Origin of the sequence: Streptomyces sp. NBC_01089 (genome assembly GCF_045162975.1) — a bacterium.
Lineage (GTDB): Bacteria > Actinomycetota > Actinomycetes > Streptomycetales > Streptomycetaceae > Streptomyces.
Genome location: NZ_CP108660.1, coordinates 3945341 through 3965371 on the forward strand (window position 1 = coordinate 3945341; position 20031 = coordinate 3965371).

Annotated in this window: 17 protein-coding genes, 1 tRNA gene and 2 pseudogenes; 7 read left to right on the forward strand and 13 right to left on the reverse strand. The window is 68.9% G+C overall.

Annotation, left to right across the window (positions count from 1 at the left end):
• The first annotated feature begins 21 nt into the window (after window positions 1–21).
• Window positions 22–456 carry a hypothetical protein gene (locus tag OG510_RS17410; protein ID WP_406137887.1) on the forward strand — a complete coding sequence of 145 codons (435 nt, stop codon included), beginning with the start codon at window positions 22–24 and terminating at the stop codon, window positions 454–456.
• A gap of 872 nt (window positions 457–1328) precedes the next feature.
• Here the strand turns inward: OG510_RS17410 and OG510_RS17415 are convergent.
• The 4 genes from OG510_RS17415 to OG510_RS17430 form a co-directional block, all read right to left on the reverse strand.
• On the reverse strand, window positions 1329–1487 hold the full coding sequence (locus tag OG510_RS17415; protein ID WP_328537638.1) for a DUF6760 family protein: 159 nt from the start codon (window positions 1485–1487) through the stop codon (window positions 1329–1331).
• On the reverse strand, window positions 1484–1963 hold the full coding sequence (locus tag OG510_RS17420; protein ID WP_406137889.1) for a hypothetical protein: 480 nt from the start codon (window positions 1961–1963) through the stop codon (window positions 1484–1486). The genes OG510_RS17415 and OG510_RS17420 overlap by 4 nt, the downstream gene beginning before the upstream one ends.
• Window positions 1963–2406 carry a phage tail protein gene (locus tag OG510_RS17425; protein ID WP_164267765.1) on the reverse strand — a complete coding sequence of 148 codons (444 nt, stop codon included), beginning with the start codon at window positions 2404–2406 and terminating at the stop codon, window positions 1963–1965. The genes OG510_RS17420 and OG510_RS17425 overlap by 1 nt, the downstream gene beginning before the upstream one ends.
• Window positions 2407–2572: 166 nt before the next feature.
• Window positions 2573–4165, reverse strand: a complete 1593-nt coding sequence (locus OG510_RS17430) for a phage tail sheath family protein (RefSeq protein ID WP_406137890.1) — start codon at window positions 4163–4165, stop codon at window positions 2573–2575.
• A gap of 451 nt (window positions 4166–4616) precedes the next feature.
• Here OG510_RS17430 and OG510_RS17435 point away from each other — a divergent pair, with 451 nt between their 5' ends.
• The gene (locus OG510_RS17435) at window positions 4617–6053 is read left to right on the forward strand and encodes an RICIN domain-containing protein (RefSeq protein WP_406137891.1); all 1437 of its coding nucleotides are present in this window, start codon (window positions 4617–4619) and stop codon (window positions 6051–6053) included.
• A 145-nt stretch (window positions 6054–6198) separates the two neighbouring features.
• On the opposite strand, the gene OG510_RS17440 is transcribed toward OG510_RS17435, so the two are convergent.
• The 5 genes from OG510_RS17440 to dcd all read right to left on the reverse strand — a co-directional run bounded on the left by OG510_RS17440 (window position 6199) and on the right by dcd (window position 11833).
• A complete protein-coding gene (locus OG510_RS17440) occupies window positions 6199–8559 on the reverse strand; it encodes an ATP-binding protein (RefSeq protein ID WP_406137893.1) in 2361 nt (786 codons plus the stop codon).
• A complete protein-coding gene (locus OG510_RS17445) occupies window positions 8556–9338 on the reverse strand; it encodes a DUF4255 domain-containing protein (RefSeq protein ID WP_406142429.1) in 783 nt (260 codons plus the stop codon). Before OG510_RS17445 ends, OG510_RS17440 begins: the two co-directional genes overlap by 4 nt.
• Window positions 9339–9569: 231 nt before the next feature.
• Window positions 9570–10223 (reverse strand): LuxR C-terminal-related transcriptional regulator, encoded by a 654-nt coding sequence (locus tag OG510_RS17450; protein WP_406137895.1) that lies wholly within the window; start codon window positions 10221–10223, stop codon window positions 9570–9572.
• A gap of 527 nt (window positions 10224–10750) precedes the next feature.
• Entirely contained in the window at window positions 10751–11248 is a 498-nt protein-coding gene (locus OG510_RS17455) for a phosphoribosyltransferase (protein ID WP_164262532.1), read from the reverse strand.
• A gap of 9 nt (window positions 11249–11257) precedes the next feature.
• On the reverse strand, window positions 11258–11833 hold the full coding sequence (gene dcd / locus OG510_RS17460; RefSeq protein ID WP_164262529.1) for a dCTP deaminase: 576 nt from the start codon (window positions 11831–11833) through the stop codon (window positions 11258–11260).
• Between the two features lie 692 nt (window positions 11834–12525).
• Here dcd and OG510_RS17465 point away from each other — a divergent pair.
• The 3 genes and pseudogenes from OG510_RS17465 to OG510_RS17475 form a co-directional block, all read left to right on the forward strand.
• Window positions 12526–12599, forward strand: a tRNA-Gly gene (locus tag OG510_RS17465).
• A gap of 303 nt (window positions 12600–12902) precedes the next feature.
• Window positions 12903–13335: pseudogene (locus OG510_RS17470) on the forward strand (hypothetical protein); the annotation flags it as partial.
• Window positions 13336–13498: 163 nt separating this feature from the next.
• Window positions 13499–13654 (forward strand): annotated as a pseudogene (locus tag OG510_RS17475) (transcriptional regulator); the annotation flags it as partial.
• Here OG510_RS17475 and OG510_RS17480 read toward each other — a convergent pair.
• Window positions 13635–14294: an HAD family hydrolase gene (locus OG510_RS17480; protein ID WP_406137897.1), complete on the reverse strand. Its 660-nt coding sequence runs from the start codon at window positions 14292–14294 to the stop codon at window positions 13635–13637. The pseudogene OG510_RS17475 and the gene OG510_RS17480 overlap by 20 nt on opposite strands.
• A gap of 161 nt (window positions 14295–14455) precedes the next feature.
• On the opposite strand from OG510_RS17480, the gene OG510_RS17485 reads away from it, so the two are divergent.
• On the forward strand, window positions 14456–15832 hold the full coding sequence (locus tag OG510_RS17485; RefSeq protein ID WP_406137898.1) for a hypothetical protein: 1377 nt from the start codon (window positions 14456–14458) through the stop codon (window positions 15830–15832).
• Window positions 15833–16160: 328 nt separating this feature from the next.
• Here OG510_RS17485 and OG510_RS17490 read toward each other — a convergent pair whose 3' ends face one another.
• Both OG510_RS17490 and OG510_RS17495 read right to left on the reverse strand, forming a co-directional pair.
• Window positions 16161–16595 carry a hypothetical protein gene (locus OG510_RS17490; protein ID WP_406137899.1) on the reverse strand — a complete coding sequence of 145 codons (435 nt, stop codon included), beginning with the start codon at window positions 16593–16595 and terminating at the stop codon, window positions 16161–16163.
• Window positions 16596–16661: 66 nt separating this feature from the next.
• Window positions 16662–17369 (reverse strand): hypothetical protein, encoded by a 708-nt coding sequence (locus OG510_RS17495; protein ID WP_406137900.1) that lies wholly within the window; start codon window positions 17367–17369, stop codon window positions 16662–16664.
• A gap of 380 nt (window positions 17370–17749) precedes the next feature.
• On the opposite strand from OG510_RS17495, the gene OG510_RS17500 reads away from it, so the two are divergent.
• The gene (locus tag OG510_RS17500; RefSeq protein ID WP_406137901.1) at window positions 17750–18472 is read left to right on the forward strand and encodes a hypothetical protein; all 723 of its coding nucleotides are present in this window, start codon (window positions 17750–17752) and stop codon (window positions 18470–18472) included.
• 67 nt (window positions 18473–18539) lie between these two features.
• Here the strand turns inward: OG510_RS17500 and OG510_RS17505 are convergent, their stop codons facing one another.
• A complete protein-coding gene (locus tag OG510_RS17505) occupies window positions 18540–19994 on the reverse strand; it encodes a PE-PGRS family protein (RefSeq protein WP_406137903.1) in 1455 nt (484 codons plus the stop codon).
• Window positions 19995–20031: the final 37 nt, after the last annotated feature.

A 20031-nucleotide genomic window follows, 5' to 3' on the forward strand; every position in this document is an offset into this window, starting at 1 on the left:
CTTCCGGCGGCGGAGCCACCGGTGGCCGACGTGCTTCCGGCCGCGGGGGCGGCGGGAGCCGCGGGCCCCGTCGTCGCGCCGCCCGCGGACGCGCCACCCGCGGACCGGCCGTCCGTAACGGCACGTTCCGCAGCGGCGCCGTCCGAGCCCGTACCGCTGCCACCGGACGCACCGGGCGCGGAGGCGCTTCGCTGCACCGCGCCACCGGCAACCGGCCCGACGGGACCGGCAGGCGGCACGGCAGGCGGCGACACAGGACCGGACGTCGAGGGGGCCGAGGACGCAGCGGACGAAGGCCGCACCGGTCCGCCTGAACCGGCAGAACCGGCCGAACCACCCGAACCGCCGTTCCCGCCGGGCGACTTCGACAGCTGTACGGGAGGCTGCGAGGGCGCGGACGTCGCACCCGTCGGCCGCCGCACCGGCGCTCCGGGCGCTGCCGCGCTCGCCCGCTGAACGGGACGCGCGGCGGGACCGGACCCACCGGCGGAAGCAGAAGGAGCGGCAGAGGAAGCACCGGAAGGAGCAGCAGCCGAAGGCCCGGAAACCGCAGGAGTCCGACCACTACCGGGGGCGGAAGCCGGAGCAGAAGTCGAACCCGGAGCAGGAGCCGGGGCCGGACCAGAAGCAGAAGGACGTGACGCAGGCGCGGGAGCAGGCGCAGTCGACGCCCGAGATTCCGCCTCCCTGGCGGGAGGCTCACCCGCCTGCGCGGGACGGGCCGAAGCAGGCAGCACCCGCCGCTGCACCGCGGGCGGGGCCGCGCTGGTCAGCGGGGCCCGGCGGCTCGCGGGCTGCCGTACGGGCGCGACCCGCGGCCCGGCAGGACGCGCGGCGGCGACCGCCCGCTGGACCGGCGAGTCAGGCAGCGTGCCGGAGCCCTCGTACGGCCCCGGGCCCTGGTCCACGACATCGGCCGCGTCGTCCACCACCGCGACCGGCAGCGACAACGCGGGCATCCCGAAGCCGGCGCCGGAGGGCGCGGCCGCGGGTGTCAGGGCATCACGGAGCACCCCGCCGGGTGCGCCGTCGAGCACGGCGTGCGAGAGCGACCCCGAGAAGGACGGGTTCTGCCACGTGGCCAGCCGGGACGAGAAGTCGGCGGTGGCCACGGCGTGCCCCGCCGTGCGCTGGGTCGCCCGCTGGATCGCGGGCAGACCGTTCCAGTCGTGCCCGGAAGCCCCCACCACGTCCGGCGTGGCCGCCGCCGGGGCGGACGGTGCCGGGGCGGCGGGTGCCGCGGTGGTGCGGGCAGGTGATGAAGCCGGGCCCGTGTCGGTGCGGCCCCTGAACCGGTCGAGGAATCCCATGACGGTGTCCCGCCTCCCTTACCGCTCCGCCGACGCGCGGGTCACGAGCGTGGCGATCTGCTCGGCATAACGGCGCCTGTCGCGGTGTTCGAGGTCCAGGATGTCCTCCAGGCTCCAGTGGAAGTGGTAGGCGATGTACGCGATCTCCTCGTGGACACGTTCGGTCGCGTACGTCACGATTCCCCCAGGCGGCTCCCGCCGAGTTCGACCTCGAACGGCTGCTCACAGTGCGGACAGGTCACGCCGGCCCTGGTGTGGCCCTCGGCGTTCACCTGACGGTAGAAGTCCTGCAGGAAGGCGAGGTCGGAGGCGAACATGTTCTCCACCACGCCGTCGTGCATGTGCGCCACGCTGCCCAGCCGGGTGATGACCCGGCCGAGCAGCACGACGGACAGGTACGCGGGGTTCTCCTGCACCCGGATGTCCCGCAGCGGGATCAGCTCGTCCCGTGCGGTGGCCAGGCGCATCACACCTTCACGGTGCACGTTCCCCGCTTCGTCCACGTAGCCGCGCGGCAGCTCGAAGGCGAACTCGGTACGCAACTCCCGCCGTGCGGGAGGCGGTTCGACCGCTGCTGCGACCGGGGCCGCCGCCTCGGGAGTGACCGTGGCGGCGGCGGCCGGTGCAGGCTGGGCAGCTGCTCCCCTGCGCATTACTCCATGATCATTTCTTCGTAGGTGATCGTGACGGACTCGGTGAGGGCCGAGGCTTCGCCCGCCTTCACCGTGCTGGCCGAGACCTTGCTGCACCAGGCGTTGCGGAGGTGGTACCGCTTCACGGGGCTGTTCTGGTAGTCCATCACGATGATGCTGGCGTTCTTACGGGCCGAGCCCATGTCGCCGCGTACGGAGGCGTTGATCCAGTCGTTGAAGGACTTGGACTGGGTCATGCCGCGGACGACCGTGGCCTCTCCCGCCTTCTTCACGCCGGGCAGCTTCTTGGTGATGGGCTGGCCGTTCGACGAGACCTGCTGGAACTCGATGACGTCCTGCGTCATGTCCAGGCCGTTGACCTCCTGGAGGTACTCGACCATGACGCCGTCGATCTGGAGGCCGAAATTGTGTGAAGTGAGCGAATCGCCGGGCATGAGGCTCATGGACGCTGTTCCTTCTGTTCGCGCTGTCCGTGGTGTCGGTAGTGCCGGTGGTGCTGGTACCGGTGCCCGCCGCACGGCCCCTGCGGGCCGTGGCTGACGGGCGACCGGTGGTGCGCGGGCCCGGGCCCGGCGGCCAGGTTCTGGCCGCCGGGCCCGGGGCGCGCTGCTACTCCTCCAGCTCTCCGCCACCGCTGGAGAACTGGGCCAGCCTGAAGATCACGAACTCGGCCGGCTTGACCGGTGAGACACCGATCTCGCAGATGACCCGGCCGAGGTCCACCGACTCCGCCGGGTTGGTCTCCGCGTCGCACTTCACGTAGTAGGCGTCCTCCGGCGTCGCGCCGAAGAGTGCGCCGTTGCGCCACTCGGTCACCATGAAGGCGGAGATGTTCCGCCGGATCCTGGCCCAGAGAGCCTGGTCGTTCGGCTCGAAGACGACCCACTGGGTACCTGTGAGGATGGACTCCTCCAGGTAGTTGAAGTACCGGCGGACGTTCAGGTAGCGCCAGGCCGGGTCGGAGGAGAGCGTGCGCGCTCCCCAGATCCGGATACCGCGGCCGGGGAAGGCCCGGATGCAGTTGATGCCGAGCGGGTTGAGCAGATCCTGCTCGCCGCGGGTGATCTGCATCTCCAGGTCCACAGCTCCGCGGACGACCTCGTTGGCGGGCGCCTTGTGCACACCGCGCTCGAAGTCGTTACGGGCCCAGATGCCGGAGACGTGGCCACTCGGCGGGATCAGCCTGGTCTGGCCGCCCGCCGGGTCGAAGACCTTGATCCACGGGTAGTACAGGGCTGCGTACTTGGAGTCGTAGCCCGCGGTCTCCTGACGCCAGACACGGATCTGACGGGCGTTGAGACCGGGCGGCGGGTCGATGACGGCCAGCCGGTCGCCCATCAGCTCGCAGTGCGCGATCAGACCGAGCTGGACGGCCTTGACGGCCTCCAGGTCGATGGCACCGCGCTGGTAGGCGGCCATCAGGTCGGGGACCGCGACCATCGAGATCTCGTCGACGGCCTCAAGACCGCCGAAGCCGGTCCGGTCGGCGGAGTCGCCGAGGTAGTCGCCGATCCGCACCTGCTCGGGCTGCTGCTGCTCCACCGGGGCCGGCGTGGCCGGGGCGGCGGGCGGCGCGGACAGCGCGACCGTCTGGTTCTCCGGCCTCGCGACCTGCGCGGCGGCGGCGTCCTCCTGCAGGAGGATCAGCTTCGACCGCTCCTTGACCTGGGTGACGACGTAATTGCGGTTGCCCTTCTTGGCCGACACGTCGAAGGTCTCCGCGACCTTCTCGCCGTCCTTGACAACCAGCTTGAAGCGGTCCGCGGGACCCTCGGAGTCCGCGACCTCGACGCTGATGGAGCCACTCTCGCCGGGCGCGATCGCCGACACCGCGAAGGTGCCGAGCTGCTTCGGCTCGCCGGCCGGCAGTGCGGCCTGGGCGGGACGGCCGGTGACGGCCGCCGGGGTCTGCTCCTCCTCGCCGGGAACCCCACCGGGGGCACCGCCGACGCGGACCACATAGGCGGCAGAACCGCCGTTGTTGAAGAATCCGTAGACCGAGTGCGCAAGGAAGTAACCGTCGGTGAACTCACCGAATGACGCGACGTACTGCGTCCAGTTGGTCACCAGCGTCGGCTCGTTCAACGGCCCAACGGGCGCGAGACCGACAAAGGCGGCGACCGAGGTGCCCACCCCCTCGATCGGACGGGAGCCGCTGGCCACCTCCTCCACGTACACACCTGGTGACAGGTAAGACGGCATGCTCAGCTCTCCTCGGGGTACGAGACACGACCTGCCCTCCACTCTGCGAGGCGGGGAGCGCCGGCGAAACGTCCTCCGGTACCTATCCGAGGGCATACCGCATGCCCTGAGGGGCAGCCGGGGGCACCGGGGACCGGCGCGGGTCCGCCGTGCGAGCCCGCCCGGCGCCGGCGCGGCAGCGGGCGAACGGCCAGATCATCACAGACAGACGCCGCGCTGTCACCCCCCGCTGTCCTGCGGGACCGTGGCCGGGCCGTCCGTACCGTGCCGATCCGCCCGCGCCGCCCCCGGCTCCGAACCCGCAGGGCCCGCCGGGGCCTTGACCGGCGGCCGCGGGGGCGCGACCGTTGCCCCCGACCGTCACCGAGGGCACCCGGAGAGACCGCTCGGGCAACAGTCCTGCCCGGCCTCCTGGTGACACGACGTCATGCGGCTGACTAGTGTCCGGCGCGTGAGCATCTGGACCTCTCTGGAGCCTGCGTCCACGACCGTGGACCCCGGCAGTACGGCCACCGTGCGGCTACGGCTGCGCAACACGGGCGACGTCGTCGACGAGTACCGGTGCGTACCCGTCGGTGATCTGGCCCCGTACGTGACCGTCGAACCACCGACCATCCGACTCTTTCCCGGCACCACCGGCACCGTGGACCTCACGTTCGCCCCGCCGCGTACCCCGGACGCCGTCGCCGGCCCGAACCCCTACGGCGTCCAGGTCATCCCGACCGAGCACCCCGAGGCGACCACGGTCCCCGAGGGCAACGTCACGATCACCCCGTTCTCCGAGATCCGCGCGGAACTGGTGCCCCACACCGTCAAGGGCTGCTTCCGCGGGCGCCCCAAGCTCGCGATCGACAACCTCGGCAACACCAAGCTCACCGCGTCCGTCAACGGCAGCGAGAACGGCGATCAGCTCTCGTACGAGGTCCACCCGGCCAACGTCCAGATCGAGCCCGGCCGCGCCGCCTTCGTACGCGCCACACTCCGGCCCCGCCAGATCATCTGGTTCGGCCGCAAGCAGGACCGCCCCTACAAGCTCGCGATCCAGCGCTCGGGCACCAAACCGCTCAACGTCGACGGGACCTACGTCCAGCGCGGGTTCCTGCCCCGCTGGCTCGCCACCCTGTTCGCGGTGTTCATGGCCATCGCCATCGTCTTCGTCATGGCCTGGTTCACCCACAAGCCCACGGTCGCCACCGCGGCCCAGCCGAAGGTCGAAGAGGCAGGCGCCATCGCCACCCCGACCCCCACGCCGAGCCTCCCGCCGCCCGCGGCGAGCGTGCCCCCGCCCACCCCGTCAGCCCCCGCCAACCCGGACGCGGGCAACAGCGGCGGCGGAAACGGCGGAGGCGGAGGCGGCGGCGGTGCGCCCAAGAAGAAGGCCGACCCGGCGAACACCAAGCACGTGGTGCTCAAGAACACGGGCACCAAGCTCTGCGCCGAACTCCCCGGCAGGGACAAGGGCAAGATCAACGGCTGGGTCATCGAGAACGACTGCAACTTCACGGACGCGGACAACCAGGTCTGGGACCTGGAGGTGCGCTACTCGCACAGTGGCCCGCACAACAACAGCCTCTTCCAGATCCGCAACATCAAGGACAAACTCTGCATGGACCTGGGCGAATTCGGCGCCAGGCCCGCAGGGACCGGGGTCGCCGAGTTCACCTGCAACGGCACCAAGCAGGACAACCAGCTGTGGTGGCTCGACAAGCAGCGCGACGATCACTACCTGATCCGCAACTACGCGAGCCACGACCTCTGCCTGAAGTCGACGCAGAACGGTCCGGACACCAAGCAGGGTGACGACGACGACAACGAGCTCCTGATCGGGCGGTGCGACCTCCAGGACGCCCATGAGTGGGCCATCGTCCAGGTCCCCAAGGACGCGTGATCCGGCCGGGACGGTGAGCGGCCGATGAGCGGGCGGCGGGTGAGAACCCGCCGCCGTTCTCTTCACCGGCCGCCGGGCGTCACCGGCCGCCGTGGCCGGGCGTTCACCGCTCGCCGTGCGTTTACCGGCCGCCGTGGCCCGGCGTTCACCAGCCGCCGTCGTCCAGGACCAGCCGTCCGGCCTTGCGGTACTCGCGCTGCGCGCCCGCCAGCAGGTCGGCCGACGTGACCGGTGAGCCCCGCCCGGCTGCCGCGTAGGCGGCGGTGACCACGGCACTGCGGATCGAACCGCCCGCCAGCTCGAACTCCTTGGCGCACCGGCCGGGATCGATGTCGTCCGCGCACGGCACATGCACCAGGCTGTGCTGCCAGAGCGCCAGCCGCTGGGCGACGTCGGGGAACGGGAAGTCGACGATCAGGTCCAGGCGCCGGGTGAACGCCTCGTCGATGTTGGCCCGCAGGTTGGTGGTCAGCAGCACGATGCCGTCGAAGGACTCCAGGCGCTGGAGCAGATAGGCGCTCTCCAGGTTCGCGTAGCGGTCGTTCGAGTTGGTCACCTGCGAGCGCTTGCCGAAGACGGCGTCCGCCTCGTCGAAGAGCAGCACGGCGTCCGTACGGTCGGCCTCGGCGAAGATCCGTTCCAGGTTCTTCTCGGTCTCGCCGATGTACTTGTCGACCACCGATGACAGCTGCACGACGTAGAGATCGAGGCCCAGTTCGGCCGCGACCACCTCGGCGGACAGCGTCTTGCCGGTCCCCGAGTCACCCGCGAACAGCGCCAGCGCACCGCGCCCGCGCCCGCCGCCGGCGCTCAGCCGCCAGTCGCCGAGTACCCGGTCGCGGTGGCGGGCGCGCAGGGCCAGCTCATGGAGCTGCGCCAGCGGCCGTTCGGGCAGCACCAGGTCGTCCCAGGTCACGTCGGGCCTGATCCGGCGGGCGTGCTGCTCAAGCCCGGACGCGGACTGCTGCCGGGCGGCCAGCCGTAGATGCGCGGCGGACAACTCCACGCCGTCGAAGGCCGCGAGGTCCAGCGCGGCGCGCGCGGTACGGCGGATACGGTCGCCGCCCAGCCGGTACGGGGCGACGACGGGCGCCAGATCGAAGCCGAGGGAGGGCGCGCCGCCGGGGTCGTCCGCGCCGACCGTACTGTCCGTACCGCCCGTACCGTCCGCACCCGCCGTGTCCTCCGCGAGGCCGAGCGCCGCCGACCAGGCGGCGAGGTCGCCGGAGCGCTGCCGGGGGGCGTCGAGGACCAGCGGGTCACGGCCGCACCAGTCGGGATCGTAGGGACGCCCGCCGGCCAGCAGCACGGAGACGTCGTACGAGGTGCCGTGGCCGGTGCTGCCGTGAACCGTGTCCCCGTGAACCGTGCTGCCGTGAACCGCGTCCCGCGATGTGTCGTGCGGGGTGTCCTGTGCCAGCAGCGCGCGGAGCAGCGGCCCCGGCTTCTCCGGTACCGGAGCCACCACGATGGGGCAGTCGCGCAGCCGCGCCTCACGCAGCAGATCGGAGAGGAGCCCGGCCGTGGGCTGCTCGCCCTGGGCCGGGTACGGGGCGGCCGGATCCACCGCGGACGCGTCCCCCGACGCGCCCTGGCCGGGGGCGAAGTGCAGGGCCTCAAGACCGGCGGCGGCCAGTGCGGCGGTGGCGCAGGAGAGCGCTTCGCCCTCCCGTGCCTCGCGGAGGTACACCGTCAGCGCCCCGGCGCTCAGCCGCCCGGCCAGCTGCTCCACGAGGGGGCTCGCCTGCGGCATCGGTTCCGCGGGCGGCAGCAGGGTGACCTGTCCGGCGAGCGCGGCGTCCGGGGTGTCGTCGCCGAGCAGATGCGCGGTGACCCGGTCGGGTACCCGCAACGACCGGCTGAGGAAGGGGCGTTCGGGCTCATCGACCTGCAGGAGCCCCAGGGCGAGCAACGGCGCGGAGGGGTGGAAGCGGGCCCGGGCACCGGCGTCGTGCACGGGCAGGCCGCACAGTTCGATGGCGGGTCCGACGGTCGCCCGGCGCCGGCTGACGTCGTCGTTGAGGTAGCCGTACAACGGCTCGAAGGTCCGGTCGAGGTCCGGGGCGAGCGCCAGCAGCAGGATCGCCTCGTCCAGCGGGCCGAGCCCGAGCCGCCGGGTGAGACGGCTCAGCCGGTCACCGACGTCCGGCACCGCGGAGCCCGGGCCGGCCGCACCGGAGCCGGGGCCTCCGCGAGAAACGCCGGACTCACCAGGAGCACCGGGAGCACCCTCGGCGCCGGGAACACCCACACCATCGGAAACACCGGAACCATCCGGGAGCACCTGTCCGGGAACACCGCCGGGCGGGGCCGCGAGGAGATGCTGAACGGCCTCGTCGGAGAGGTACAGCCCGCGCAGCGGGTCGGCGGCGGTCGGGTCGGTGGCGCTGCGCGACTCCACCAGCTCCGCGACCCGCTCGCGGAGCAGCCCCAGCCGCGCGATCAGCGCGGCGGCCGGTTCGGTCTCACGTCCGGCTGCACGGCCGGCGTCGGCACCTGCGGTCACTCGGGCTGCGCTCCTGTACTCGTGCCTGTACTCGTCCCGTTACTGGTCCCCGTGCCCGTGCTCGTCCCCGCGCTCGTCCCGGCGCTCCCTGCGTTCGCCGCACCGCCGGAAGCGGACGCCGAGGAAGCGCCCGGCCAGCGGCGCCCGCCGGTCCTGGCGAAGTGGCGCGGCTGGTGATCCCGTTGCTGCGAGTCGTCGAGGGTGCCGTCCGTACCGCGTACCCGCACCCCGGCGCCCTCGGTGACCGGCGGCCCGACCTCGTACTCGGGGAACGCCGGGAAGGGCGCGGTCACGACCAGGTCGAGCGACGGCTTGAGCTCGCCGCCCAGCGCGGACCAGATCTCGGCGTAGGACCGTGCGTCGGTCTGCAGCCCGGCGATCGTCAGCGGCACGGTGAGCCCCAGCTCGGCCAGCGCCCCGGTCAGCTGCTCCGGGGGCAGCACCTCACGGGGCAGCAGCGTGGCCAGTACGGCGGAGAGCATCCGGTGCTCGTCCTGGGGCTGCTTGGTCCAGGCGGTGATGAGATACGAGAGCCGGAACCAGCGCGGCGGCTGCCGCCGCTTCAGCACCACTCCGCGGTCGTCCTTGACCGCGATGGCGCCGCGTTCGCGCCGCTTCACGTCCTCGCGGATGTCGTACAGATAGGCGTCGATCGTCGGCGCGTTGCGCCGGGCCGCCCAGTCGCGGGTCGGGGCCTCGAAGGCGATGTCGACCCCGGTCCCCTCCAGGGCTCCGCCGGACAGCAGCCCCTTCAGGACCTCGTCCACCTCGTGGATCACTGTCGCGCCCTTCGCTGGTACCGGTGTCACGGGCGGGCACCGCTCCGGGTCGCGGGTCCGCACCGCCATCCTGCACCGTGACCGCACCCGTGCCCCAGGCGTGGGAGGGACGGGCCGGGGACAACTCCGCCGGTCCGCAAGGGCGGTACGGCTTGCCCTTGCGGACCGGCGGAATGACCGGCGGGGCACCCGGCCGTCCGGACACCGGAAGCAGGGCGCTGCCCGGAACAGTCAGATATAGCCCTCTCTGAAGGCATAAGCGACGGCATGGGCCCGATTACGAAGGTGCAGCCGGGTCGTGAGGCCGTGCATCACGTTCTTGACGGTGCGCTCGGAGTACGAGAGCTTACGGGCGACTTCGGCCGTGTCCATGCCCTCGGCCACCAGTTGCAGCACCTCCAGCTCACGCGTGGAGAGCCCCGAAGCGGGGGCCCCCGGTGAGCTGGTGGCTTTGCGCTGGAGGGCACCGACCTGGGATATCAGCCGCCCGAGCAGGTCGGAGGGCAGGTCGCCTTCGCCCCTTGAGGCAGCGATGACGGCCTGAAGGAGCCGGTGCCCGGTGGCCTCATGCCGCCAGACAATGGCCGCGACGCCACTTTCTATGACCTGGAGCAGTTCCGCCTCACGGATCAGGCCCGCCACGAGGACGGCCCTGGTGCCGTCGATCCGCACCAGCCGCCGCAGCTGCGACAGGGTGGGCTCGTCCAGCGCGTCCGCCAGCAGGACCGCCACCGTTCCCGGCCGTCCGCTCGCCTCGTCGACCAGCTCGATGGCCGGCTGCTGGCGCAGCTGAGTGGTAGCCCCCGCCAGCGAAAGCGGGTCGGACGCGTGAATGGCGACCGGGATCCTGGCATCAGGTCCCGTCGAATCTAATGACGTCCGCATGGCCAACCCCTCACGTTCTCGCAGAACACCATGATCCGTCACACCGTGCTCCGGCGGAATCAACGGAGTCCACACTCCTGTGGCTGATGGTGTGTCCGTATTCGTTGGTCTGCACGAGATCGGCACGAGACGGACAGCCCGGCATTAAGGCGACCACCGACCGGAAAGCCTCTCACACGCCCGTATCCGACCAGTTACATACCCCGGGCGTTCGGAGATGACAGATCGATGAACTCTCGGACCGATCGGGCGTATTGCCACCGCACACCGTGCGCCGACCCGGCCGGAACAAGGCCAGAAAGCCGGACAAACCCCTGCGGAACGCGGGGGCCGACCGGTCTAGGAGTGAAAAGGCATATCCGCAGCGTCACAAAGAACAGGTACAGAACAGAGACATAACAGAGACAGATCCGCTCCGCACCGAGTCCGCCGGGAGCCCGCCGGGAGACTCACGCGCTGGTCAGCACGCGATTCCTTCACCATTCCCCCGCATTCCGGCGCGTGTGGGATTGTGTGCGATTGCTCCGTCAGGCGTCCAGCACCTGGCCCTCGCGCCGCACGACGGGCGGCTCCACACTCCACGGGAAGTTGATCCACTCGTCGGTGCGCTTCCACACGTACTCGCATTTCACCAGCGAATGCGACTTCTCATAGATCACTGCGCTGCGTACCTCGGCGACGGCACCGACGCAGAAGTCATGGACCAGTTTGAGGGTCTTCCCCGTGTCGGCGACGTCATCGGTGATGAGTACCTTTTTGGCCGAGAAGTCGATCGCGTTGGGCACCGGCGCCAGCATGACCGGCATCTCCAACGTGGTGCCTACACCGGTGTAGAACTCCACGTTCACGAGATGAATGTTCTTGCAGTCCAGCGCGTACGCTAGCCCACCGGCCACGAATACGCCGCCGCGCGCGATGCTGAGCACGATGTCCGGCTCATAGCCGTCGTCGGCGATGGTCTGCGCGAGCTCGCGCACCGCGTTCCCGAAACCGTCGTAAGTCAGGTTCTCGCGTACGTCACTCATGGCTGGATATCACACCTGGGTCCGATGGAAATTGAGGAAGGACCGCGAGGCGGTCGGCCCGCGCTGCCCTTGGTAGCGCGACCCGTACCGCTCACTGCCGTACGGGTGCTCGGCCGGCGAGGTGAGCCGGAACATGCAGAGCTGCCCGATCTTCATCCCGGGCCAGAGCTTCATGGGGAGGGTCGCGACGTTCGAGAGTTCGAGCGTGACGTGCCCCGAGAACCCCGGGTCGATGAACCCGGCGGTCGAATGCGTGACGAGCCCGAGCCGCCCGAGGCTGGACTTGCCCTCCAGCCGGGAGGCGAGATCGTCGGGCAGCGTGACGACCTCATAGGTGGAGGCGAGCACGAACTCCCCGGGGTGCAGGATGAACGCCTCGTCCCCGTCCGGCTCGACCTTGCGCGTCAGATCCGCCTGCTCGACCGCGGGGTCGATGTGCGGATACCGGTGGTTCTCGAACACCCGGAAGTAGCGGTCGAGCCGCACATCGATGCTGGAGGGCTGCACCATGTATTCGTCGTACGGATCGATGCGTACGCGCCCGGCGTCGATCTCGGCCCGGATGTCCTTGTCTGAGAGAAGCACGCCCCGAGGATACGGGGACCGTGCGGCCCTGCCCCAATCGGCCGACCCGCACACCCCGCACCACGGACGACGAGCCCGCGCGGAACGATCTGGTCCCGCTCCGCCGGCAACGGTCCGGAACCGCGCCGGCGGTACTGACTTACTGCTGATCCAGCCCGACCGGCACAGCATGCCGCAGCCGCGCACAACGAGGACACCGAATGAGCCGCCCGGGCCCGATCCGGTCGGTCCCGAGCTGCTGCAACGGGAACGAGGCAGTACTGAACACGTGCCCTTCGGCACAGCGGACGACGGTGCGTTCCATCGGATCCATCAAGTCCCTTCCCCATCAAGCGTGGACGAGAGAAAACACCACATTAGGGGATGTACAGGACACCGCTCCAACCGGCACTCCGATCGGCCACGGTACGCCCCAACTTCCGCACCCGGCAGCGGGATCCCCACCGGAAACCAACAGAGGAACCCTTGAACCGGACGGTTGTACGGACAGTGGCCCGGATGGCGACGCGGGGTGACGGGGGGTGGAGTGAGGCGGGGGTGCCGGGGCGGGGCCCCAAGGGGAGCGGGCGCCCCGGGGAGGAGCCGGACACCGCCGGAGAGGGGAGCCGGACACCGCCGGGACGTGGACACCGGGGGCGGCCAGGCATGAGGTAGAGTAAACGCGATGCGATTCCCTCCGGGAAGATCGCTGCGCGAGTGTAGTTTAATGGTAGAACATGAGCTTCCCAAGCTCAGAGCGCGGGTTCGATTCCCGTCACTCGCTCCATTGCTTAGCCCCAGGTCAGCGGCCTGGGGCTTCTTTGTTGCGCAACTGCGATGACGACGGCGAGCGGGAGCGGACGTGGGTCACCGGGCGCGCGCCAGACGAGCAGAGGCGTTCCACACACACGACGCGGCGATCAGGTCGTGCTGCCGACGTCACGAACACGGAGCCGGTGAAGCCGGACGGAGTGCCGACCCACGGCCGCCCGGCGAGCCGACGCCTGCCCCTGCCACCGCTCGCCAGCGTGTGGTTGGGTCCGGCCTGACGTGTACACGGCGTTCTATAGTCGCCCCGGTCGACCGTTTTTCGACCGGCACGGCGGACGTACGGCTGCCGTCCGCGCTCGGCCACCGCGAACTGGCCGTGGACAACGACACGACCTTCACGGCGGACGACGCCCACCTGCCCGACCTGCGCCAGTGCGGCGACCTCGGCTGCCCACCCGACACCCACCGGCCGCACTCCCGCCTCCTACGACCAGGCGGTGGCGGCGCTCGACGTGCCGAACCACACCTCCCGCGGCGAGGAACACTGCGACGGGAAGTGGCTGGTGTTCGACGTGTCCTCACGCATGGGACCGGCCTGCGCCGAGGGCCAGGCGCCGGGCTGCGGGGCCAGCTTCGGCGACCGGTGGTTCTTCCGGGGCGAGAAGGCGGGCTGCGCCGACGTGCACCGCATCGAGCCCGCCTTCCCGACCGCCCTGTGCGCCGGCCTGCCCGCCCTGCGGCGCTCGAATTGAGCACCGCAACTGGCCTGTTGCGCTGACCGGCCCGCAGCCCGGGCACCCGCGCGGTGCCTCGTTCCGGACACCGGCCTCCAACGATCACCGCCCACGCGTCGTCCGCCGCGATCGCGCGCACCTCCCATTGGCTCGACAGCGCCGCCAGAATGCGCGTCCGCCCCTCGACCAGCTCGCCGCCACTTGGTACGCCACAGGCATGGACCGCGTACGCGAAGTGCGGCGCACGCTCGCTCCGTGGCAGAACGAGCAGTGCGTCCGGGAGTTCGACGACCGGCTCTACCACTGGGGAACGATGGTCAGCGCTCTCCAGCGTTGAATCGGGCGATCCTCTCCGGCAGTTCCGCCAGCGAGTCGATCCGCATCGTGGTGATCGCGGCTGCGTCCGGATCGCCCTGCTGAATGGTGCCCCACGGCCCACGCCGAATCAGCGCCGTCAGCAGCCTGGCCTGCACAGCCGGGCGGATGTCGTTGTCGAGCCGGTCACCGACGTACAGAATCTCGCCCGGCTCGGCAGGCGTCACCTCAATGACATGCTCGAAGAACTTCACGTCCGGCTTCGACGCACCCCAGTCGTCACTGGTGGCGATGAGATCGGACGGCAGGTCCAGCCCACGCAACAGACCACCGGCCCGCACGGTCTGATTGCCGGCGATACCGACCCAGAAACCGGCCTCGCGCAGCCCAGCCAGCGTCGGCCGCACATCCGAATAGAGGTCGTCCTCGCCGAACCACTCCGGCTTGCCGGCCGCCGTGCGCTTCTCCCGCTCATCGGCCAGGTCGAACCCCGGCCGGAACACCTGGAACGTCTCACGGTAATCCCGCCCCTGCGCGATGACCGCCCCGAACATCGCCGCGAAAGTATGCCGCGGCACCCCCAGCCAGTCCGCCCAGGTCCCGTACTCACGGGTCTCGTCCACGAGACACTCACCGACGTCGAACACCACAGCGCGAATCATGCCCGGCAGGGTAATGCGCGCAGCGCAATGCCCTGTCCAGGGCTGCCAGACGGCCGCCGTCACCCTCTCCGTCAGCCTTGGGAGAGACGTGGCCCCCTATGCCCTTTTGGCCTGAAACACCCTCTTGCCGTCGTTGTCCGGCATTTCTACCGTCCAATGTCATGGACTCCACAGCCTCCGACGTGATCAACCGTCTCAGTGAGCCCTTGGCCGTGCAGGTGAACTCCTCGCCCGAACTCGCTGTTGGCATGGGAAAGGCGGCAGCCGCCATCGACCGCGAGCGGGCGAAGAAGGGGGCCAGGAAGGACACCCAAGGCCCTCGCAAACCTGGCCTCGATCAAGTCCCCCGAGCCGAAGGTCAACCGCTGCGAATAACTCCATGGGACCTGCTTGCGACGTTCGCGCGCGCTACAGCCCTGGCACGGCAGGGGCGAGGGAGAGGGCTGGCCGAGCACTGGCAGGGTCTGAAGTACTGCCGCGCCTTCGCCGGGGACCACCACGGAAACTTGCGTCTCACCACTGAAGGGAAGGCCCCCGAGCTCTCCTATCGGGCCATGCAAGCCCGAGAGTTGGGTCGGGCGTTCGGGCTCGCGGTCGCAGAGCAGGTGCTCCGCGACCGCTATCCGGACCACTTGGTCAGCATCGTCGACGCGGAGATCGCCCTGCTTCCCGGCTTCGCCCGGACCAAGCCGGCAGGGACTCTGGGTGCGAGGCCGCGGCCGGACTTCCTGCTGGAGGCGTGGCGTCCCGGTGAGGGGTCTCGGATCTTCGTGGTGACCGTGAACGGCAACCACCAAGCCGTGACGGCGAAGACCTCCGCGAGCTCCCGGACGACGTATAGGCAACTGGCCCGGAGCAGTGAGCGGGTGGAACGCCTTCACCTGGGGCAGTGGGACGAGACTCCCGCCCTCCTGACCTCGACTGAATTCCTCGCCGCCGCCGGCGTGACGGTCCACATGCTGCACGCCGGGGGAGGCGTCGTGCTCCCGATGCGGCCGATGTCCGGCGCTGGCTCCGCCGATGTGGCCATCGGGCGCCGGGCCCTGCCTTACGTGAACTCCGTCGCCGTGCCCACGAAGCGTGGAGCGAGTCGGCACAACGCCTTCTTGATCCCTGAAAAGGAACTCACCTGGTTCGGTCGCGTGATCGCACGGGCCCACGCCGCCGGCCAGCTCTCCCTGGCCGGCGGCGGGGGGACGGTTGGGCGATACCTGATTGACGAGCAGGGTAGTAAGCACTTCAGCGAGACGGCGTTCGCCGGTACGGCCAGCGTCCATGACGCCGAAACCTCGTTCGCCGACGAGCGGTACGTCGGAACCGACCAGGTATTCCGCATCAACGGCACCCGCGTCGAAGCCTTTTCCGGCATGGCCGCGGATCTGTACAAGCTTCTCGTGGACGGCAAAGTCGAGGAGTACCGCCGACAGGCGTACGAACGCCGGAAGGACTGGTCGAAGCCGGACGGCGTCGGCCTCTGGGGCGCGAGCTCCATCCGGCCGGATGGCACTGCGCTCGCGATTCGCGTGGTGCGGGAATAGGGCGTGCCCGACGGTCAGGCAGCCGCTCTGGCCACCATGAGAACCGGGGAGCGGAATATCAGCACGGGCATCGCGCCCCAACACGTGGTGTTGGCGGTCGCGTGCCCCAACCGCGCCCTGCCTACCGGAAAACCCCGGCCAACAGCGATGCGATCAGGCCCGCAGCAGGATCCACTCAAGTCCATGTCTCCGCAGGTCGAATACCATCTCAGCTCCACGCGACCCGTTGGTTTCCCAAGCTCGGAGCGCGGGTTCGATTCCCGTCACTCGCTCCACCAACTCAAGGCCCAGGTCCGGGACATGATCCCCAACCCGGCCTTTGTGTTGTTCAGACCAATCCAAGACTCTCGTCCCCGTTGCGTGCCCCGCCGGGCGATCGCCGGTCCGGCCGCCCCGTCGTGCCGCGACAGAGTCGGGCAGGCTGGAGGGCCCGTCGCGTGACCTCGGCCACCGCCGCGGTGGTGTTCGCGGTGGCCTGGGTGGTGTGCCAGGTGACCACGTGGTCGGGGCGGACCAGCATCGCACTGTGGTCGCCGATGCCGCAGGCATCAGCCGGCCGTACTGTTGCGGAACCTGCCTGCCGGGACAGCAGGGCCACGCGGAGGAAAGCGCCCCCTGGGTCCAGCGCTCGCCCGGCCCTTGCCCAACGCTGCCCTTCGAGCCCGGCGAGCAGCAGGTAGCCGCCGTCGCGGACGAGGTCGAGCGTCGAGAGGCCGTCGTACCTGCCGGTGAGAAACGCGTGTGGCAGCCGGGTACGGCGCAAGAGTCCGCTGGACTCCCCATTCCATCTACATTTACGTTGCAATCGATTCCCCCTCACTCAAGCCGACTATAGCTTAGGGAAGTCCGGAACCATGGCGACGGCAAAAGCCAGACGCCGATCCAGCCATCCCACCTTGATCGACATATCAATACTGCTGTCGAACTGTGGAATTCCTTTGGATACCATCACCAACTCACCCTCAGTCCTCCATTCGAGAGTGCGACCCTCTGTGGTTCGGTTATCTCCGTCCGCCGCCAGCTCCAGAACCACATTCAGGGTCGACTCAAGGCCGCGCAGCGCCAAGCCCTTCGGGCTGTTGTTCGCGAGAGACCATTGACTGCGGCCTGCGATCTCGGGATGACCCGGCTGGTCAATACGCCAGGTATGGTGAACCACCCTATTCGAAGAGGGAATGCGACGGATCGTACCAATCACCCGTCCCTCAGCGTCCCGAACGCTACGGTGCACCTCCTTGCCGACATCCATGGGATCGCCAACTACACAGAGAACCCGTTGGGCCGCTTCGTCCTCGTAGAGCATCGGCTCATCCACCGCATTGCCGGGCGAGTCGGTCCGGAAATAGGCGCAGGGCGCATAGGTCCGAAGGTCCTTCGCCTGTCGGGGCACCCGCACCGCGAGCCGCCCGAGCTGAGGCTTCTTTCCATGGACAACCGATCGCTCGGTCCTTCCAATGGTGAAACGGCGAACATCCTTCCAGTCGACGGCGGGGACAGGAACCCTCTGCTCCTGCGCCTTACGCTTACCGAACACCACCGACGACTCCCTCCATCAGCTCCGCGACGTTAACGACCGGAGCCTATCCGGGCGAGCGGTGACCGTGTCACTGACGAGCGTCCGGGGTCAGAACGGGCGATCTCGCTCAACAACCCTGTGAACCCCATGCGATGGCGGTACTGCGAGCCGCACGGTGGCCGTGGGATCATGCAATGCGGCGCCCCGAAGAGACAGCGCATGCCGTCGGGGGGAGTTCTGGCGGCTTCGCCACGAGAGACTGAGGTAACACGCCTTCCATGCCTTCCTATGACAGCTCCCGGGCGCGATTCCGACTGGCGGATCGGCACATAGCGGTACTCGCTCGTCTCCTGAACGGCGAGAATCCGGCCGACGAACTCTGGCCTGCACTGGGTGAACTCATGCAGATCGGCCTGGTCGGCGAAGAGGGCGAGCTGGCGCCGATCCTCAAGGATCTGCTCGGCGCCCTGGCTGCGCCGCTGGTCCTGGTCACTGTCGAAGTGATGGGCGAGCACGGAACGCTCAACCACGGGGTCATCGTCGGCCAGGAGGCTGTGATCTCGTATGAGGGCTGGCCCGGCGAGGAGGAATCCGAGTACACGCCCATCGCCCCACACGGCCTGGTCTGGGAGTTGGCCCGCATGGTCAACCTACAGGCCGACAACGAAGCGAACTCCGAGGTCTGCCGGATCGAGACGACGATGGGTGCTCTGGACGCCGCACTATCGGCTCTGGAGCAGGGAGAGGGCGACGAGGCCGCGACCAGGGACCTCATTCGCGTGGCACTGATCGAGGCCGGCACGCCCAGGGAACCGGAGCTGAGCGAGTTCACCGAACTCGTGATGGACCTGAACGCGATGTGGCGTATCACCACTGCCTGGGACGGCAAGCACGACGGCGAACGGGCCGCCATGGTCCGTGCTCTGGCGGTGTGGGACTGCGGACCGCGCGGCTACTGGGTCAGGGAAAAGCCCGAAGAGCCCATTCTGGACGGGCAAGTTGGGCCCGAGAGCGAACTGTGCCTGGTGCGCACGCGGAACGGCAAGATCTGGGAGAAGATCACGCATCTGCTCCCGGACCAGGAGGATCTGATCGGTGAAGGGGGCGTCCCAGCCGACGCCTGAAGCGTTGGCTGAAGAGGGGCACCGCGGGCAGGTCGGGCCACGGCGCTCCATTCCTTTTGCCACAGGGTCAAAACCAGTTCTTTGGATTGATTGCATGGCCGACTTTTTTGGCCGTGCCGACTGGGTTTGTTACAGCTTCCTTGGCTGTGTCGGCGACAGCGTCCACCGCTTTATCCGCACCTTCCTTGACACCATCCCAGTGCTGGACGACCTTGGCTCCCAGGTAGACGGCGCCGAACACGGCAGTGGCACCTATGGTGACGGGATTGGGTGCGACGGTGGCAGCGGTCAACGAGGCGTTGAATCCGGTCTCAGCGACATCCGCGACGTAGGAAGCCCCCTTCTCTCGAGTGGAGAAATTCCCGTTGTCCCACGGCAACCCGTCGTGATAGACCGTGTTGGCGCTGATAGCGGTTGAGGCGACACCACTCACCACACCGGCACCGCGGAAGGCACCCGCCACCTTGCCCGTGGCTGCCAGGCCTCTGAATACCGATGCTCCCCGGCCAAGTCCCTGGACGGCCCGCGCCTCGGTGTAGGCGTTACCGGTGACCTTCAAGAGATTGGCGCTGGCGGCTCTGGCAGCGACGCCCGCATGCGTGATCCCCCCGAACTCCCTTGCCAGTTCGTTGCTTCCACCGATGAATCGAACGATCGAGTTCGGCCCCATATCCATGAATCTGGAACCCGCCAGCCTGTTCCACCCTCTACTGCTGGCCCAGGTCTGCACCGTGGACATGCCAGGAAGGCTCCCCAAATGCTGGAAACCTCGGCTTCGGTAGACGACATTGGCAATCTTTGTGGGAAGCCAGGAACCTGGGGAGTTCAGCGACCTGAGCTCCGGATACCAAGCCCTGACATGCCTGCCCCAACGCACCAGGCCCCTGTCGCCGCTCCTCCGTACCAGGTTGTACACACTGTCCTGGATGGGTTGAGTCCAGCCGCCCGCACGCCACGCTGCGCGAATGCGATTTCCTACCAATACCTTCGTCAGTGACGTCGCAATAAGGGTTGTCTGCGCGGCTGTTTCTGTGAACCCCTTGTACTCTCTGACAGCCCCAACGAATGCCTCGACGGTCTCCTTGTGCGGCTCAAGGCCGGGAATTTTCGTGAGGGCAGTCGATTCAAGGCGTTCGATCCACGCGTCGATCGACTCATCGCCGCGTCGTCGCAACGACTTGGTGGCCGGGACATCGCTCGCGGCCACGGAATTGGCCAGCAGCAGCTGGTCCGGTGACAGCCCCTGGCCCTTGTACTGACGGATGTCCTCGGCGCTGAAACCGGCCCAGCGCACACCCGCCTCAGGGTCACCACTCTCCAACCGAGCGATCCCTGCACGTCTGCGAAGATCCGGCGCGGTATCGGCCACCCAGCTCCGCAAAGGCTTCAGTGCCGTCAGCTTGCCGGAGACTCCCAGCCGGGAGGCTCTGGCGAATGCCTCGTCGATCTTGTCTTGAACACTGCCCCGCCCGTCCAGAAGCTTTGCGAGCTGCTCCAGGTCGTCCGGGTTGACGCGCCTCACGTTCTGTCCCCCCTCAAGGTCCCTGTCCTGCTGGTAT